Annotated in this window: 13 protein-coding genes; 1 reads left to right on the top strand and 12 read right to left on the bottom strand. The window is 43.1% G+C overall.

The annotated features are described in order from the left end of the window. Positions 1-268 precede the first annotated feature (268 nt). The 11 genes from RH96_RS15315 to sdhC form a co-directional block, all read right to left on the bottom strand. Positions 269-490 carry an NAD-dependent epimerase/dehydratase family protein gene (locus RH96_RS15315; protein WP_026037297.1) on the bottom strand — a complete coding sequence of 74 codons (222 nt, stop codon included), beginning with the start codon at positions 488-490 and terminating at the stop codon, positions 269-271. Then, positions 478-708 carry an NAD-dependent epimerase/dehydratase family protein gene (locus tag RH96_RS15310; protein ID WP_026037296.1) on the bottom strand — a complete coding sequence of 77 codons (231 nt, stop codon included), beginning with the start codon at positions 706-708 and terminating at the stop codon, positions 478-480. The genes RH96_RS15315 and RH96_RS15310 overlap by 13 nt, the downstream gene beginning before the upstream one ends. A 99-nt stretch (positions 709-807) precedes the next feature. Further along, positions 808-1,683, bottom strand: a complete 876-nt coding sequence (sucD, locus tag RH96_RS10710) for a succinate--CoA ligase subunit alpha (RefSeq protein ID WP_010200812.1) — start codon at positions 1,681-1,683, stop codon at positions 808-810. Positions 1,684-1,832: 149 nt separating this feature from the next. Then, positions 1,833-2,999 carry an ADP-forming succinate--CoA ligase subunit beta gene (gene sucC, locus RH96_RS10705; protein ID WP_010200809.1) on the bottom strand — a complete coding sequence of 389 codons (1,167 nt, stop codon included), beginning with the start codon at positions 2,997-2,999 and terminating at the stop codon, positions 1,833-1,835. 159 nt (positions 3,000-3,158) lie between these two features. Further along, a complete protein-coding gene (gene lpdA / locus RH96_RS10700) occupies positions 3,159-4,613 on the bottom strand; it encodes a dihydrolipoyl dehydrogenase (protein WP_010200808.1) in 1,455 nt (484 codons plus the stop codon). Positions 4,614-4,858: 245 nt separating this feature from the next. After that, on the bottom strand, positions 4,859-6,118 hold the full coding sequence (gene odhB / locus RH96_RS10695; protein WP_010200806.1) for a 2-oxoglutarate dehydrogenase complex dihydrolipoyllysine-residue succinyltransferase: 1,260 nt from the start codon (positions 6,116-6,118) through the stop codon (positions 4,859-4,861). 147 nt (positions 6,119-6,265) lie between these two features. Further along, on the bottom strand, positions 6,266-9,145 hold the full coding sequence (locus tag RH96_RS10690; RefSeq protein ID WP_010200797.1) for a 2-oxoglutarate dehydrogenase E1 component: 2,880 nt from the start codon (positions 9,143-9,145) through the stop codon (positions 6,266-6,268). An 812-nt stretch (positions 9,146-9,957) separates the two neighbouring features. Continuing rightward, positions 9,958-10,668: a succinate dehydrogenase iron-sulfur subunit gene (locus RH96_RS10685; RefSeq protein ID WP_010200796.1), complete on the bottom strand. Its 711-nt coding sequence runs from the start codon at positions 10,666-10,668 to the stop codon at positions 9,958-9,960. 180 nt (positions 10,669-10,848) lie between these two features. After that, positions 10,849-12,699, bottom strand: a complete 1,851-nt coding sequence (gene sdhA / locus RH96_RS10680) for a succinate dehydrogenase flavoprotein subunit (protein WP_010200795.1) — start codon at positions 12,697-12,699, stop codon at positions 10,849-10,851. A 459-nt stretch (positions 12,700-13,158) separates the two neighbouring features. Further along, entirely contained in the window at positions 13,159-13,545 is a 387-nt protein-coding gene (gene sdhD / locus RH96_RS10675; RefSeq protein WP_227500963.1) for a succinate dehydrogenase, hydrophobic membrane anchor protein, read from the bottom strand. A gap of 20 nt (positions 13,546-13,565) precedes the next feature. Continuing rightward, on the bottom strand, positions 13,566-13,952 hold the full coding sequence (gene sdhC / locus RH96_RS10670; RefSeq protein WP_010200793.1) for a succinate dehydrogenase, cytochrome b556 subunit: 387 nt from the start codon (positions 13,950-13,952) through the stop codon (positions 13,566-13,568). 1,015 nt (positions 13,953-14,967) lie between these two features. Between sdhC and gltA the strand changes: the two genes are divergently transcribed. Continuing rightward, positions 14,968-16,248, top strand: a complete 1,281-nt coding sequence (gene gltA / locus RH96_RS10665; RefSeq protein ID WP_010200792.1) for a citrate synthase — start codon at positions 14,968-14,970, stop codon at positions 16,246-16,248. A gap of 136 nt (positions 16,249-16,384) precedes the next feature. Here gltA and RH96_RS15135 read toward each other — a convergent pair whose 3' ends face one another. Next, positions 16,385-17,386 (bottom strand): hypothetical protein, encoded by a 1,002-nt coding sequence (locus RH96_RS15135; protein ID WP_010200791.1) that lies wholly within the window; start codon positions 17,384-17,386, stop codon positions 16,385-16,387. Positions 17,387-17,404: the final 18 nt, after the last annotated feature.

The raw sequence follows: 17,404 nt of genomic DNA, 5'->3' as shown, positions 1-17,404 counted from the left end.
AGTACTTTTATCATAAGGATCTCTTATTGGTTTCGATATATTTTAAATACAGACTAGTTTTTTGCGTCATAACCGTTTGAATTAATGATCTGCCAACCCCAAGTTTCTCGACACACATCAGTAAATGATAGTTTGGTTTGCCATCCTGACAAATCTTTCGCTTTATCGACACTGGCATAGCGCCGATGCAGAGACTAACAAAATTATAAGGAATATCCTGTCCGGAGACTTTAGAGAATGCAGCTATCATCCGAGACGGCAAGATCTTCTAAAGATTGGTAAAAGAACGCTTTGACTTCTCATCGATAGCTAATGTTTCGAGATCACCATAAACAATCGCAGAGGAAGAAAAAACAAGGTTATCAACATCATACTCCGCCATAACCTCTAATAAAGTGATGGTATCACTAATTTGATTATAGTATAGCAAGGGCTCGGCGACAAATTCACCAGCCGCTTTAAAGCCTGCAAAATGAATTATACCAAACAATTGATGGGATCGATAATACCTGTCCCATCATCGCGAATATCGCCTTCGATAAACTTAATAGCTTGCCCAATAAGAGTAGAGACACGACTAATCTCTTCACGACTACCGTTAGATAAATTATCGTATACGACTATATCATAGCCTGCTTCATGCAATGCAATACAGGTGTGAGAGGCAATATATCCAACACCGCCAGTGACTAATATCTTGTTTTTCATAAAATTATTTTCAAGGCAAATAAAAACACCCCATTGTAGGGGTGCCTTCTTAACATTTCAATATGGTTTTAGTAGTTACATTACAAAATTAATTCTGAATTACCAGCCAGTAACTTCTTTTAGCTTTTCGCCAAGCTTAGATGGGTCACGCGTATACGCGATACCAGCATCTTCAAACGCCTTGAATTTCTCTTCAGCAGTACCTTGACCGCCAGAGATAATAGCGCCGGCATGACCCATACGCTTACCTTCTGGAGCAGTAACACCAGCGATATAACCAACAACTGGTTTAGTCACATGGTCTTTGATATAAGCAGCAGCTTCTTCTTCAGCAGTACCACCGATCTCACCGATTAGGATGATCGCTTCAGTTTGTGGATCTTCTTGGAACAGTTTCAATGCGTCAATCTGGTTCATACCAGGGATAGGATCACCACCGATACCGATACAAGTTGACTGACCAAAACCAAGCTTAGTTGTCTGAGCAACCGCTTCATACGTTAGCGTACCAGAGCGTGAAATGATGCCCACTTTACCCGGTAGATGTATGTGACCTGGCATGATACCGATTTTGCACTGACCTGGAGTGATAACGCCTGGGCAGTTAGGACCGACTAAACGCACGTCGCCTGCTTCTTCAAGATAACGTTTGGCTTTTAGCATATCGATAGTCGGTACGCCTTCAGTGATCACAACGATCAATTTAACGCCAGCATCGATTGCTTCAACGATAGAGTCTAGTACGAATGGTGCAGGTACATAGATAACAGAAGCATCAGCTTGAGTGGCTTCCATGGCTTCTGCCATTGTATTAAATACTGGTAGGCCTAGATGCGTTTGACCGCCTTTACCTGGCGTTACGCCGCCGACTACTTTAGTACCGTATTCGATCGCTTGCTCAGAATGGAACGTACCATTTTTACCAGTGAAACCTTGTACCAATACTTTGGTATCTTTATCGATTAATACACTCATTATTTATTCCTTGTATTCGGTTGTCTTGTAATAGCGACTTTCAACACCATTTTTATTCAATGTTAATGGTCAATTTTTATATAAAAGCCACTATCACGCGTTGACTACTATGCTTTAGTATTTATTGCTAAACACCAATCATTAAAGACTTAAGCTTTAACAGCATCGACAATTTTTTGAGCGGCATCTGCTAGGCCTTGAGCTGTAGTCAATTTAAGACCAGACTCTTCTAAAATTTGTAAGCCTTTTTCAGCATTATTACCTTCTAGACGTACAACGACAGGTACTTGTACATCGACTTCTTTGACAGCAGCGATAATAGCTTCTGCAATCATGTCACAACGTACGATACCACCGAAGATGTTGATTAGAACACCTTCAACGCTGCTGTCTTCAAGAATGATCTTGAATGCTTCAACAACGCGATCTTTAGTTGCACCGCCGCCAACGTCCAAGAAGTTAGCAGGCTTGCCGCCATACAATTTGATGATATCCATGGTCGCCATTGCAAGACCAGCACCGTTAACCATACAACCGATGTTACCTTCTAGGGCAACGTAGTTTAAATCAAACTCAGCTGCTTTAAGCTCACGCTCATTTTCTTGAGTTTTGTCTTGTAGTGCTGCGATTTTTGGCAGACGATATAGTGCGTTTGAATCGATACCAATTTTGCCATCAACGCAAACGATTTCGCCATTTTCACGAACGGCTAATGGGTTAATTTCCATTAGAGCAAAGTCATTTTCAACAAATGCTTTATAAGCACCAGTCATCAATTTAACGAACTGGTTGATTTGCTTGCCTTCTAGACCCAGTTTGAACGCAACATCGCGCGCTTGGAAAGGCATTAGACCAACTAAAGGATCAACATGTACTTTAAAGATTTTTTCTGGTGTCTCGTTTGCTACTTCTTCGATATCAACACCACCTTCGGTTGATGCCATGAAGGTAACACGACGAGTAGAGCGATCAACGACTGCACCAAGATATAGCTCAGTTTGTACTGGGTACATATCTTCTGCAACCAATACGAAGTTAACTGGTTGACCATCAGCGTCAGTTTGGAAAGTAACTAAATTGGTGCCGATAAGCTCTTCAGTAACTTGCTTGGCTTCTTCACGAGTTTTAACCAGCTTTACACCGCCCGCTTTACCGCGACCACCAGCATGTACTTGCGCTTTGATAACCGCAATGTCAGTTGGTGTTTTATCAAAAGCAGCAGCAGCTTCGTCGCCACTATAGGCGATGATGCCTTCTTGAATCGGCAAACCGTAGCTTTTTAATAGCTCTTTTGCTTGATACTCATGTAAATTCATTGATTGTATCCTTTATTTTTTACAATTAATAAAAAGTGAAATCAAGTGCGCCCATGCATATATTAATCATACGTCTGACGCACTCATGATCGTGGCTATCGCCAAAATAGCGATACCACAATCAGGTTGTAAATCGATAATAATTAAACGAGCAACTGCTTATTTCTTGCGTTTTTTGCGCTGGATAGCGTGGATAGCACGGCCATCTGCAGATAGCGCCGCTTCGTGCACCGCTTCTGAAATCGTTGGATGCGCAAACGTCATCAACTGCAAGTCTTCGATACTAGAGACAAATTCCATCGCAATCATACCTTGATGGACGATATCACCAGCACCGGCTGAGATAGCATGCATGCCTAGTAGGCGATCTGTCTTAGCATCAGCCACTACTTTGATAGAGCCTTCTGCTTCGCTTTGAGCCAATGCACGGCCGTTAGCCGCTAGATTGAACGAGCCTGTTTTAACTTCGTAGCCAGCTGCTTCAGCTTCTTGCTCAGTTAAGCCTACCCATGCAATTTCTGGGTGAGTATAAATGACATTGATGATGGTGTCATAGTTAACTTGAGCTTTTTCGCCATGGATACGTTCCACAGCCATCATGCCCTCTTCCATTGCTTTGTGCGCAAGCATAGGACCACGGACTAAATCACCGATAGCATAGACGCCATCAAGATTGGTTTTGCACTGATCGTTTACATCAATCAGGCCACGTTCAGTTAGCTTAATACCACTGTCATCACCAAGTAATTTTTCAGAGTATGCACGGCGGCCTACACAAACGATTAGTTTATCAAAGCTCTCTTCAGATGACTCACCTTTGCTCTCGCTGGTGACAACCACTTGATCATCTTTAACTTCAGCATTGGTTACTTTGGTGTCAACACGGATATCAAGACCTTGCTTTTTCAGCATTTTGCCAGCTTCTTTCGAGATATCTTTGTCAGCAGCAGCTAAAAAGCTAGGAAGCGCTTCATAGACTACAACCTCAGCACCTAGACGACGCCATACTGAACCAAGCTCAAGACCGATAACACCGGCACCAATAACGCCTAAACGTTTAGGGACTGAGGTGAAATCAAGCGCGCCAGTAGAATCAACGATACGATCGCCGTCAGTTTTGGCAACTGGGATGTCGATAGGCACTGAACCTGCCGCCAGAATCACGTTCTTAGCGGTAATAGTGCTTTCCGCTTCGTCTTCTAAAGCGACAAATTTAACTTGTTTGTCAGCGCCTTTGCCGTCAACTAACGTGCCCCAGCCTTGTAGCCAGTCAACGCCATTACCTTTCAATAATGCCGCAACACCGCCAGTTAATTGCTTAACGATGCCTTCTTTGCGTTCTATCATTTTTTCGATATCAATAGCGACATCGCCGGTGCTGATACCATGCTCATCGAGATCATGCTTGGTCGCTTCATAACGATGCGAGCTATCAAGCAATGCTTTTGATGGGATACAACCAACGTTTAAGCAAGTACCGCCAAGCGCTGGCTCACCTTTATAAACACGTTTTTCGATACAAGCAACGCTCATACCTAACTGACCTGCACGGATAGCGGCTTCGTAACCACCAGGACCGCCGCCGATGACGACTAAATCATAATTGTCTTTCATAGTACGTTCCTATTTTTAATTGTATGTGTCATTTAAACTGGTTATTTTCTCGCTGATAAATCAGCGTTATCTACACTTAATAGTTAATACACTATGTCAGTGAGAAGACTCACTCATCGATAGCAAGTCACCATTATTAAATTCATTTAAATACAGTTATCAGCGAATCGCTGATTAATAAAAATCATTATCTATACCAAAGTTAAAAAGCTTGTATCAGCGGTTGCCAATACAAGCTTAAAAGCTTACAGGTCTAGTAGTAGCATGGCTGGGTCTTCGACCAACTCTTTGATAGTTACTAAGAACTGTACTGCTTCTTTACCATCAATCATACGATGGTCATAAGATAGTGCTAGGTACATCATTGGCAAGATTTCAACTTTACCATCGACTGCCATTGGGCGATCGTTGATAGCATGCATACCCAAGATAGCAGTTTGTGGTGGGTTCAAAATAGGCGTTGACATCAATGAGCCAAATACACCACCGTTTGAGATAGTGAAAGTACCGCCAGTCATGTCATTTAGACCAAGCTTGCCTTTTTGGGCAAGGCCACCAAGCTCACGAATACGGCTTTCGACATCAGCCATGCTCATGCGATCTGTATCACGTAATACTGGTACAACCAGACCACGGTCTGAAGATACAGCAACACCGATATCATAATAACCATGATAAACGATATCATCGCCATCTAGTGACGCATTAACTGCTGGGAAGCGTTTGAGTGCTTCTGTTGCTGCTTTTACGAACAATGACATAAAGCCCAAGCGTACGCCATGACGTTTCTCGAACTGGTCTTTATACTTAGCACGCATGTCCATCAACGGCTTCATATTCACTTCGTTGAACGTCGTTAGCATCGCAGTGTCTTGTGACGCTGACAATAGACGATTCGCTACTGTTTTACGTAGACGCGTCATTGGCACACGTTTTTCAGTACGCTCACCTGTTGATTCAGCTACTGGGCGGCCGCTATCAGACTTGATAGAGCTGTCTGCTTTTAGTGTCGGGCTTGCCATATCAGTCTTGGTTACACGACCACTACGACCACTACCTTCGACATCTTTAGGATCGACGCCGCTCTCTTTTGCCGCTTTACGGACTGCTGGGCTTTGATCTTTATGATCAGCTTCTTCTTTCTTATCTGTTACTTGTACTGGCTCGCCGCCATCTGCCGCTTGCTTCGCTTGTACTGGAGCAGCTGGCTGATCTGGATTTACGGAAGGAGCATCGCTATCGTTACTGTCGTCTGCACCAGCACCACTTGCGCCCGCTTCAAACTCTGCAATTAACTCGTCAGACAATACAGTATCATCAACTTGCTTAACGATTCTGGTTACCACACCATCATCAGGTGCCACAACTTCTAATACAACTTTGTCAGTTTCAATTTCGGCCAATAGGTCATCACGGTTTACTTGTTGGCCTTCAGTGACATGCCATTCAACGATTGTGCCATCGGCAACCGATTCTGGAAAAACGGGGGCTTTGATCTCAGCCATCGATATACTCCTTAGATTTGGATACTGCTATTTATTATTAAGTCGTGATAGGCAGTCAGTACCGATTTAAAGTATTTATACCGTACTGACTGTCATCGCCTGATTCATTTGTCTTATCTAGTTCTAGTCTGTTACTTTGACAACCTGCTACTTAGACAATTTGTCCACACTAATACCAAGACCGCCAGCGATTAATGCTTGTTGCTGTTGTACGTGTAATTTCGCAGAACCTGTCGCAGGGGCAGCACTAGGAGGACGTGCTACTGGCTCCATGACTTTTGCCTTGGTTGGATGCGGTACCACAATGCGGAACATATGCGGTGCCAAGTAATACCAAGCGCCCTGATTAAGTGGTTCTTCTTGCGTCCAAACGATTTCTTTTAGGTTGCTGTATTTTTCAATTTCAGCAATCAACCGTTCTTCTGGCAATGGATAAAGTTGTTCGATACGGACGATGGCGACATGGTCAAGACCGAGCGCGCGGCGTTGTTCTAGCAAGTCATAATAAACCTTACCACCACATAGCACCATCCGAGTCACATTATCTGCGTTGTGCTCATCCATCTCTGGCAATACCGTTTCAAATTTACCATTGGCCAGCTCTTCGAGATTTGACGTAGCCAACTTATGACGCAATAGACTTTTTGGTGACATGACGATCAATGGCTTACGAATCGGACGCACTGCTTGACGACGTAGGGCATGATAAATTTGCGCAGGCGTCGTTGGCGTAATGACCTGCATATTGTCTTCAGCACATAACTGTAAGAAGCGCTCAAGACGCGCCGATGAATGCTCAGGGCCTTGACCTTCGAAACCATGTGGTAACAACATAGTCAGACCGCACACACGCTGCCATTTGGTTTCGCCACTTGAGATGAACTGATCGATGACGACTTGTGCACCGTTGACGAAGTCACCAAACTGCGCTTCCCAAACGATCAATGCGTTTGGTACGGTCGTTGCATAACCATACTCAAAGGCCAGTACGGCTTCTTCTGATAACAATGAGTTATAGGTGGCAAAACGCGCTTGTGTTTCACTCATATGAGCCAACGGCACATACATACTGCCATCATCGATATTATAAATTTCACTGTGACGGTGAGCGAAAGTACCACGGCCCACATCCTCACCAGTAATACGAACCAATACTTTATCGTTATCGACTAAAGATGCGTATGCCAATGTCTCAGCAGCACCCCAGTTAAGAGGCTCTTCGCCAGTTTGCATAGCCAAACGCTGATCAACGACTTTTTGAACTTGGCGCTGGAGCTTATAGCCTTCTGGCATTTCAGCCATACGACGTCCGTAACCTTTTAGGATGTCGATATCGACGCTGGTATCCCAGTCGTCAACCAAATCATGTCCTAGGTAAGGTTTCCAGTCTACAAATAGCTGCTCGTTAGGTTCTTGAACCAGTGAATTGGCAACATAGTCACCTCGGTCTAAAGACTCACGATACTCATCTTCGTATTGCTTTTCTTGTTCAGCATTCAAGATACCATCTGCGATAAGCTTCTGTGCATAAATAGTACGAGTCGTCGGCAGTTTCTTAATAACGGCATACATCAAAGGCTGAGTGGCAGAAGGTTCATCTGCTTCGTTGTGACCGTTACGACGATAGCAGAAAAGATCAATGATGATATCTTTATCAAATTGATGACGATAATCTAATGCCAATTGTGCGGCAAACACGACCGATTCAGGATCATCGCCATTCACGTGTAAAATAGGTGCATGTACCATTTTTGCCACGTCAGTACAGTATTCAGTTGAACGAACATCTTCTTGACGACTGGTCGTAAAACCAACTTGGTTATTGATCACAATATGTACCGTACCACCAGTGGTGTAAGCACGAGTTTGTGACATTTGGAACGTTTCTTGAACCACGCCTTGACCAGCAAAAGCAGCATCACCATGGATGACGATTGGCAAGACTGAGTTACCGCCTTTATTGTCTAAAAGAGGTTGATCATTACGACGAACCTGACGGGCACGTACTGACCCTTGCAATACTGGCGCAACGATTTCAAGGTGCGACGGGTTAAAAGCCAAAGCCAAATGCGCTTCGCCACCTGGCGTCATCACATTAGATGAAAAACCATTGTGGTACTTAACGTCGCCTGAACCTTTTTCTGGCTGAACTTTACCATCGAACTCGTCGAACAAATCAGCAGGTTTTTTACCTAAGATATTCACCAATAAGTTTAAACGCCCACGGTGCGCCATACCGATAACCATCTCTTTGGTGCCATAACCACCAGCACGTTGGATGATTTCATTGATAGCAGGGATAAAGCTCTCGCCACCCTCTAGACCGAAACGCTTGACACCCGTATATTTACGCGCCAAATATTTCTCTAAGCCTTCGGCAGCGGTTAAGCGCTCAAGGATAGAGAGTCGTTTGTCTTTATCAAACTCAATGTAACCCAGATTGCTTTCGAGATATTTTTCCATCCAGCGCTTTTCTGTACTGGTGGTAACATGCATATATTCGATACCGATATAACGACTATAAACACGTTCCATGATTTCAATAATTTCACGTAACGGTGCTTCGTCCTTACCAATATTCAAATCATTAGTGGGATATATGGTGTCTAGATCGGCTTCTGAAAGATTGTGATACTCAAGCGTCAAATCTTCCACTTCAGCGCGTGGGTGCAGATCTAATGGATCGAGTTTTGCGCGGCGATGACCACGGCGACGATAAGCAGAAATCAGCTGCTGTACGCCCATTTGCTTAGGGTCGGCACAGTCAGCTGCATTGCTAGTCGTTGTGGTTGCAGGAGTGCCCTTGTTCGCCGTTTGATTGCGAGCAAGTAACAAAAACTGGTCTTTAATAGCATTATGCGGAGCATCGTTTGGCGATTTGTATTGTTCGAAATACGCTTGCCAATCCGTATCAACACTAGTAGGGTCGGTTAGGTATTGCTCATAAAGCACTTCGATATAGTTGGCATTATCAGCGGCCAGTTCAGTATGTTCTACGTCTGCGGCTTCTTTAGTTATACTATTCATAATAATCGTCTATTTGATAGATAAATGAAATCGTGCTTATTATTGTGTCGTTCGTTGTACATTTGATATTTTGACTTTTGAGCTTAAACAGTAATAAGATTTGCTATTGCTGATGAATAATATTCTGATAACTAATATAAGGCATCGTTGTTACTACTGTAATAAGTAGCGTTCATCATTATCGACAAAAAATATGTCAAATAATAATGATGGCGCTACTACAATACTCAGCTCAAACAATAGCCATCTGATAAAATTATTTGTGAACGTCCAGTTTTCTTGTCTGACTCGTTTCACAACATTAATTTATATATACTGCTATCAGCTATAACCAATTTATTAATGATAATACCTTTTGCAAATACCCTATCGTTCAGCTAGCCTATAAATTGGCTATTTTCGCTGAAATGTCTTCTTATGAAGGATATTTATTGTCATTTTTGGCAAACATACATTGCTGTATAGCTTAGCATGCATGCCTTGCACGACATAGTTTGTTTGCTCAATAGTAGGTATTTACATAATGAATATCTATTATAAACCTCTTACTCCGTGCATTTCTACTGCTAATTATATAGACAGTTCGTTTACATAACAGGACTTCTTACATACCACCAACGTATTGTTAATACTGGCTTACTTTTGACCAGCGATTTAACGCGTTTTAGCCAAATGCGCCTCTCCAAATAGTAAACAGAAATACCTCTTCTATCTCCTACCAGTACGCAAATCTAGCTAATAAAAAACACCGCCTAATACTGAGACGGTGTTTCATTATGATATGTACATAAACTAGGCAATACTTAACTCGTTTAACCTGCTTGGTCTATCAGCATGTTACGTAGATGACCGATTGCTTTGGTAGGGTTCAAACCTTTTGGACACACTGAAACGCAGTTCATGATACCGCGGCAACGGAATAGGCTGAACGGATCATCCAAACGTGCCAAACGTGCTTGTGTATCACCATCACGGCTATCAGCGACGAAGCGATAAGCATGTAATAGTGCAGATGGACCTAAGAATTTATCAGGGTTCCACCAGAACGATGGGCAGCTGGTTGAGCAGCACGCACATAGAATACATTCGTACAGACCGTTTAGCTTTTCACGTTGTTCAGGTGACTGCAAACGCTCTGTTGGCGGTGCTGGCTGATCGTTGATTAAGTACGGGTGTACTTTTTCATACTGCTCGTAGAATTGGTTCATATCGACGACCAAATCACGAACCACGGGTAAACCTGGCAACGGACGAACAGTAATTTTTTCTGGCAAGGTATTCATGTTGATAAGACAGGCTAGACCATTTTTGCCATTGATGTTCATGCCATCAGAGCCACAGATGCCTTCACGGCAAGAGCGACGGAAGGTGATGGTTTCATCTTCCTTTTTTAGGCGTAATAACACGTCAAGCAACATACGATCTGAGTCTAACAACTCAACTGTATACGTTTGCATACGTGGCGCTGCGTCCAAGTCAGGATCGTAGCGATAGATTTCGATGGTGCGAGTACCTCGGCTCATAATGCTAAACTCCACACGTAGGTGATGGCGGGCGTACAAAGGTTGCAACATATCAGCGCTAGATAGAGTATCTTTATCACAGCGCTGACATGAGCATGTAGCTGGCGGTCACCTTTTTAATAAATTAATAAGGGATAAAACGGTAACGCTGTTCATATAGACCAGAGGCGCAGTCAAAAATTAATAGACGCGAACTTTCGGCTCGATATAATCAACGGTCAATGGCACTTTGCGAACAGGCTTATAAATGATGCGGTTGCCTTCAGAGTACCAAAGCGTATGCTTCATCCAGTCATGATCGTTACGACCGTTTGGTGCATAGTCATCATCTTCTGGACGGTCATAATCAGACACACTGTGTGCACCGCGACTTTCATGACGCATCGCTGCTGATATCATTGTTGCTTTAGCCACTTCATATAGATTAGCCACTTCGAAAGCTTCGATACGGGCTGTGTTAAAGACTTGTGATTTATCAGCCAAATGAATCTGGTCGATTTTGTCGCCTAGCGCCAAAATCTTCTCAACGCCTTCGTCCATCATCGCTTGCGTACGGAATACGCTAGCATGTGTCTGCATGGTCGAACGAATTTCGTCCGCAACGTCTTGAGCGTTATAGCCTTCGGTCGATTGTTGCAGCTTGTCTAAACGCTTCACTGTAAAATCAAGGACACGTGGATCAAGTGGTTTATAGTTGTGATCGGCATGATGGAATTCATCAACGATATGCTTACCTGCCGCACGACCAAATACCAATAGATCAAGTAGTGAGTTTGTACCTAGACGGTTGGCACCGTGAACACTGACACAAGCACATTCGCCGATAGCGTAAAGACCTTTAACCACAGTGCCTTTCGTGTATAGACCTTCTTCATCCGTACCCGCTTCTAGATCAGGCGTGATTACTTGACCATGAATCGTGGTTGGAATACCACCCATCATATAATGAATGGTTGGGATAACTGGAATCGGCTCTTTGGTGATGTCAACGTTGGCGAAGTTTTTACCAATCTCAAATACTGATGGCAAACGCTTCATGATGGTTTCAACACCTAGATGCGTCATATCCATAACGATATGATCCGCATTAGGGCCACAACCACGGCCTTCTTTGATTTCTTGATCCATAGAACGTGATACTAGATCACGTGGTGCCAAGTCTTTCACAGTTGGCGCATAACGCTCCATGAATGCTTCGCCATCTTTATTACGTAAGATAGCACCTTCACCACGACAACCTTCGGTCAATAGCACGCCTGCACCATGAACGCCTGTTGGGTGGAACTGCCAGAATTCCATGTCTTGTAATGGAATACCAGCACGTACTGCCATGCCAATACCGTCACCAGTATTGATATAAGCGTTGGTAGATGCGGCAAAGATACGGCCTGCACCACCGGTCGCTAGGACAGTGATTGGTGACTGAAATACCGCAACAGTACCAGTCTCTTGCTCAAGTGCGATGACGCCGTTGATGTTGCCGGCTTCGTCTTTGATCAAGTCAAGAGCAATCCACTCGATAAAGAACTCAGTGCCTTGCTCTAGGTTTTTTTGATATAGCGTGTGCAATAGTGCGTGACCTGTACGGTCAGCAGCGGCGCAAGCACGTTGTACCGCTTTTTCGCCATAGTTTGATGTATGACCACCAAACGGACGCTGATAAATCGTGCCATCTTCGTTACGGTCAAACGGCATACCCATGTGCTCAAGCTCATAGACGACTTTTGGCGCTTCACGGCACATGTACTCGATAGCGTCTTGATCACCTAACCAATCCGACCCTTTGACGGTGTCATAAAAGTGAAAGTGCCAGTTATCATTACTCATATTACCCAAACTTGCACCGATACCACCTTGAGCAGCAACCGTGTGTGAACGCGTTGGGAATACTTTGGTCAAGACTGCAACCTTCATGCCCGCTTCAGCCAAATGTAGTGAAGCACGCATACCTGAGCCGCCACCACCAACGATGACTGCATCGTAGTTGAGGGTCTTAATATTACTAATGGTATTATCTTGTCTAGTTGCCATTACGGTTTTCCTAATGCCTGTTAATGCTTAGAAGTAAATAAAAAGGCTGTCTCAAAATCATCCTATTGCTGGACAAAACACTGTATTGTCTCGCCCCTACTTGAAATTATCAAAGTGGATGACGCAAACAACCTTTAGCCACCTAATTTGCATATCTATCTTTATATTGGGTTCGCTCACTGACTAAACCATAGCGCACCTATTATATAAGTGACTGACTAAGTCAGTAATATCCAACGCTATGATTGGCTATGACTATTTTTAACGACTAACGGACGACTTTATAATGCTTGATCAGTCACTAGTGCTGCTGGGTGCATCCGTTATTGGTTATAGATGAATAGGGTTTATCAATATATATAATATGGATACAAGTAAGGCGAGTGAAGTACTACAAATAGTAGACTAAGCGAGCCTGACACCCTGACACCGTATTCATATTATAGGGATTGGCTATAGTTAAACGGCAACAACACCGAAACCAGTACCCCAAAAAATCATGATGCCCCAAAATAAAAACACTAAAATAGCAATAATCATCAATGACTGTAATACCAAACGTAGACCTGCTGCGCTTGAGCCTAATTTGCCAGTGGTAATATAATCAGTGAACACTGTCCACATACCAACCCAAGCATGGCCGGCTAGTGCAAGTACCGCCACTAAGCTAAATAAGCGCATCGGTAGGCTAGTCATAAATGATGACCATTCAAGATAAGTAACATCGCCATGCGTCAAAAAGAAGCCCAGCAATACCACACTATAAACAGCTAAAACAACAGCGCTAATACGCTGAATAATCCAATCGCGTGAGCCTGAACCAGTCAGACCAGTCGCACTTTTGATTCCTGAATCATTTTTAATCATTAGAACATCACCCATACAAATGACGCGACAATTAGAATCGCTGCAATCACAAAACTAACCATAGACGCAGTGCGGCCAGATTTTAGTTCTTCATTCATGCCCATATCAGCAAATAAGTGCTTGATACCCATCACAAAGTGATAAGCAATCGCCGCAACGAATATCCATGCTAAAAAGCGCACAAGCACGTTGTCAAATACGGTCTCAAAACTCTCAGGCGACGCCAATGAGTTCTGTAGTAACCACAGCATGACAGGAATCAATAAAAATAGAATAATGCCAGAGATACGATGCAAGATTGAGGCGATCGCAATCGGTGAGCGATTAACGCTAATCACTTGGCTTAGAGGCAGATCAATAGGTCGGTTGCTTTTCACAGCGGGCATCCTTTTGCGGTTATACTCCTGTATCTGCTATCAATGCTTGACATAAATAGTGTCAATTAAGCATCGAGCAACACACGAGACGAATAAAGTAAGGAAGAGCTAGCTGACTTCGTTTAGTTTGCGCTAAATATGAAGAAAGGATCATGTATATAAAGGTATTGATAGACGGCTCAATATCGCTTGTCGAACTGACAGGCCTATCAAACAACCTATCTATTATACAACAAAGAGAATAAACATGAGTAAGATCGACTAACCAGTCTATTTTTATAGGTCGTATGAATAACAAGACAACGTTACTATGTCTTCTATATCAGACCTTATGCTGAGCACTCAAAACACTATGCCAAACAAATAGAAAAGATTGGTTGAGAAGAAAATTCAAACCATAGAATGCGGTTTGGTCTATGATAATACCAGACAATCGTAAATAAGCATGAATAGAATACGCTCTGAGCGACACTATAGCATGGTCATTTGTTCATTCGCGCAAAGCTAGTGCTAGTTAATGGCTACAATTATAAAATGACTGAGCAATAATTACAAACTTATCCATCTAGTAAGAATATATACATACTTGATCGATAAATGCATGAACAGAGATAATACTGATTTTCAATAGCAATTATTATCAAAAACCTTCACTCGCTTGCTAGGTATACTCTGCCAGTTTTTGCTGTGACTGTTTGTGAGATTTGTCTCTGAATTATATTGAAAAACCGAAAATATTAGACTCGTAATGCTGCTATAAACTTTCTCATGAAGAGATGTATTTTAAGTAAAATAACCTGACAGACATATTTTGATACAAAATTTACAGTAGATAGACACTATGAAACCACACCAGTTGGTGCCTTTGCTGCTAAAAGTTTTTTCAAATCATAGAGAATTGCTGCTAATATAGCCTGCATATTAAATACGTTAAAAACATTTTGACCGTTTTACTAGTAATGGCGCGAGGCTGTGCGTCGGTATATTTTTATTCTAACAAGTTACAACCAATGGAGAGGAATTTATGGCTGACACTCACGCCAAACTAACCGTAGATGGTAAAGAATACGAACTTCCAATTATTAAAGGTACTTTAGGGCGCCCAGTTATCGATGTTGCGGCGTTACAAGAGTCGGGCTTTTGGTCTTATGATCCTGGTTTTAAAGTAACCGCACCTGTTGAATCAAAAATTACTTTTATCGATGGCGGCAAAGGCGAGTTATTGCATCGCGGCTACCCTATCGATCAATTAGCAAACAACGCTGAATATTTAGAAGTGGCTTATGCGCTTGTTCATGGCGAATTGCCTAATGCCGAGCAAAAAGCAGATTTCTTTGAAAAGATCCGTAAGCACTCAGGCGTCCATGACCAATTGCGTAAGTTTTTTGAAGGCTTCCGTCGTGACGCGCATCCAATGGCTATTATGGTTGGTGTCGTTGGTGCTTTATCAGCCTTCTATCATGACAACCTAGACGTCAGTAACGAAGAGCATCGTGAAATCACGGCTATTCGTCTGATTGCTAAAATGCCAACGCTTGCTGCAATGAGTTACAAATACTCTCAGGGCGAACCGTTCATGTACCCGCGTAATGACTTTAACTACGCTGAAAACTTCTTATACATGATGTTTGCAACGCCTGCTGATGTAGATTATCAGAAAAACGATGTCATCACTCGTGCAATGGACAAAATCTTTACCTTGCATGCTGACCATGAGCAAAACGCTTCTACGTCAACGGTACGTTTAGCCGGCTCTACGGGTGCTAACCCTTATGCCTGTATCGCTGCTGGTATCGCAGCCCTTTGGGGACCATCACATGGCGGCGCGAACGAAGCCGTTCTTGAGATGCTAGATGAAATCGGTACGGTCGAAAACGTGCCTGAATTCATGGAAAAAGTAAAAAGCCGTGAAGTGAAGCTAATGGGCTTTGGTCACCGTGTCTACAAAAACTTCGATCCACGTGCACAAGTAATGAAAGAGACTTGTGATGAGGTATTAGAAGCACTTGGTATCAATGATCCTAAGCTTGAATTGGCGATGGCGCTAGAAAAAATTGCACTAGAAGACCCGTTCTTCATCGAGCGCAACCTATATCCAAACGTTGATTTTTACTCTGGTATCATCTTGAAAGCTATCGGTATCCCAACGTCAATGTTTACCGTAATCTTTGCACTGGCTCGTACTTCTGGTTGGATCAGCCATTGGTTAGAGATGCACAGTGCACCATTCAAAATCGGTCGCCCACGTCAGTTATATACTGGTGAAACGCGCCGTGATTTTGTAAAGGTCGAAGATCGCAAGTAAGCTAAATAGTATTTGAGCAATAAAAAATCCCGCCATCGTGCGGGATTTTTTATTGCTTCGTTTTTTAGATCAATATTATCGGTTTTACTGCAAATTACTGATAACTCAATCCTTATGTTCAGAAAAACGTGGGGCGTTATTGGAATTCTTTTAGTGTCTGCTCGTATTTAGCGATTTGTTCATCATATCCTTCAATGGTTTCATTAAATTTGGTCATCAATGTCTCAAACTCTTTTTGTTGGTCAAGCTTCATTTGTTGCATATCGATGACTTGCTGAGCTTCTATTTGTTCCCATACCTGATGCTGAATGATCAAACGTGCCAGCGCTGGGCTTTTTGCACTGACCCGTCCAGCGATTTCTGCATGCTCAAATAACTGCGGCACCAAAGTTGCTATATCGATTAGCGTGTCAGAATCTTCTGCACTGAGCGGTGTGGTCACAGGCTGATACAGTGCATCCATCGTTTGTTGATAGCGTTCTATGATTTGTTCTTCGGTCAACATGACAGGTTTACGCGGCTCAAGACTGATACGCTTTAATACAGTCAAATCACGTTCACCCACCTCAGTACTTGTATTGATATCGGCATCTACGTCTGTTTTGCTATCTACAGTAGTAGGTACTGAGCCAGTCGCAGTGGCACCTTGTCCAGTGCTGCTTTTTGGGTTATCCGCGCCACTAGCATCTACTGTAGAAGCGGCTTGAGACGCAGGTTCACCAGTTGTTGTCCCATTGACGTTATTACTGGTTCCCGTATCATTATCTAAGAGCAAGGCTTCGCTGTCTGATGCGTCAGCGGCTTGCAACGATTCGTACTCTGCTTGTAGCCGACGCTGCAACCCTTGTGCTTGAGCGACGTACAACGGCTGAAACTGTTTGATACGCGCAGCAGCCGAATCACTTTGCGGCATTGGTTGACTGTCTTCAGCACTCGTCTGTTCAGTGCTTTGACTGTCCTTTGGCTCAGGTTGCGTGTCTGCTTGCTGGCAACCACTCAATAGCAATATGCCGCTTAGCATTACTACAAGTAACGTTGAGGGATAACGTAGAGAGCTGGTGCTTTTGTCTGAGAAGCTTTTATTCATATCGCTATCATGAGTCTCATTATCCAGCGTTTCTGGCAAAAATTTAAACATCAGAGTACATATCCTTTG

It is taken from the genome of Psychrobacter sp. PAMC 21119, assembly GCF_000247495.1.
GTDB lineage: Bacteria > Pseudomonadota > Gammaproteobacteria > Pseudomonadales > Moraxellaceae > Psychrobacter > Psychrobacter glaciei.
This window is presented reverse-complemented; position numbering and strand designations above follow the sequence as displayed.

What these genes read in the sequence shown, in the direction of transcription:
- sdhC (WP_010200793.1), bottom strand. Translation starts at nt 13,952, where the DNA reads ATGCCCGCTGTGAAAAGCAACCGACCTATTGATCTGCCTCTAAGCCAA.
- RH96_RS10690 (WP_010200797.1), bottom strand. Translation starts at nt 9,145, where the DNA reads ATGAATAGTATAACTAAAGAAGCCGCAGACGTAGAACATACTGAACTG.
- sucC (WP_010200809.1), bottom strand. Translation starts at nt 2,999, where the DNA reads ATGAATTTACATGAGTATCAAGCAAAAGAGCTATTAAAAAGCTACGGT.
- RH96_RS15135 (WP_010200791.1), bottom strand. Translation starts at nt 17,386, where the DNA reads ATGTTTAAATTTTTGCCAGAAACGCTGGATAATGAGACTCATGATAGC.
- odhB (WP_010200806.1), bottom strand. Translation starts at nt 6,118, where the DNA reads ATGGCTGAGATCAAAGCCCCCGTTTTTCCAGAATCGGTTGCCGATGGC.
- sucD (WP_010200812.1), bottom strand. Translation starts at nt 1,683, where the DNA reads ATGAGTGTATTAATCGATAAAGATACCAAAGTATTGGTACAAGGTTTC.
- lpdA (WP_010200808.1), bottom strand. Translation starts at nt 4,613, where the DNA reads ATGAAAGACAATTATGATTTAGTCGTCATCGGCGGCGGTCCTGGTGGT.
- gltA (WP_010200792.1), top strand. Translation starts at nt 14,968, where the DNA reads ATGGCTGACACTCACGCCAAACTAACCGTAGATGGTAAAGAATACGAA.
- sdhA (WP_010200795.1), bottom strand. Translation starts at nt 12,699, where the DNA reads ATGGCAACTAGACAAGATAATACCATTAGTAATATTAAGACCCTCAAC.
- RH96_RS15310 (WP_026037296.1), bottom strand. Translation starts at nt 708, where the DNA reads ATGAAAAACAAGATATTAGTCACTGGCGGTGTTGGATATATTGCCTCT.
- RH96_RS10685 (WP_010200796.1), bottom strand. Translation starts at nt 10,668, where the DNA reads ATGAGCCGAGGTACTCGCACCATCGAAATCTATCGCTACGATCCTGAC.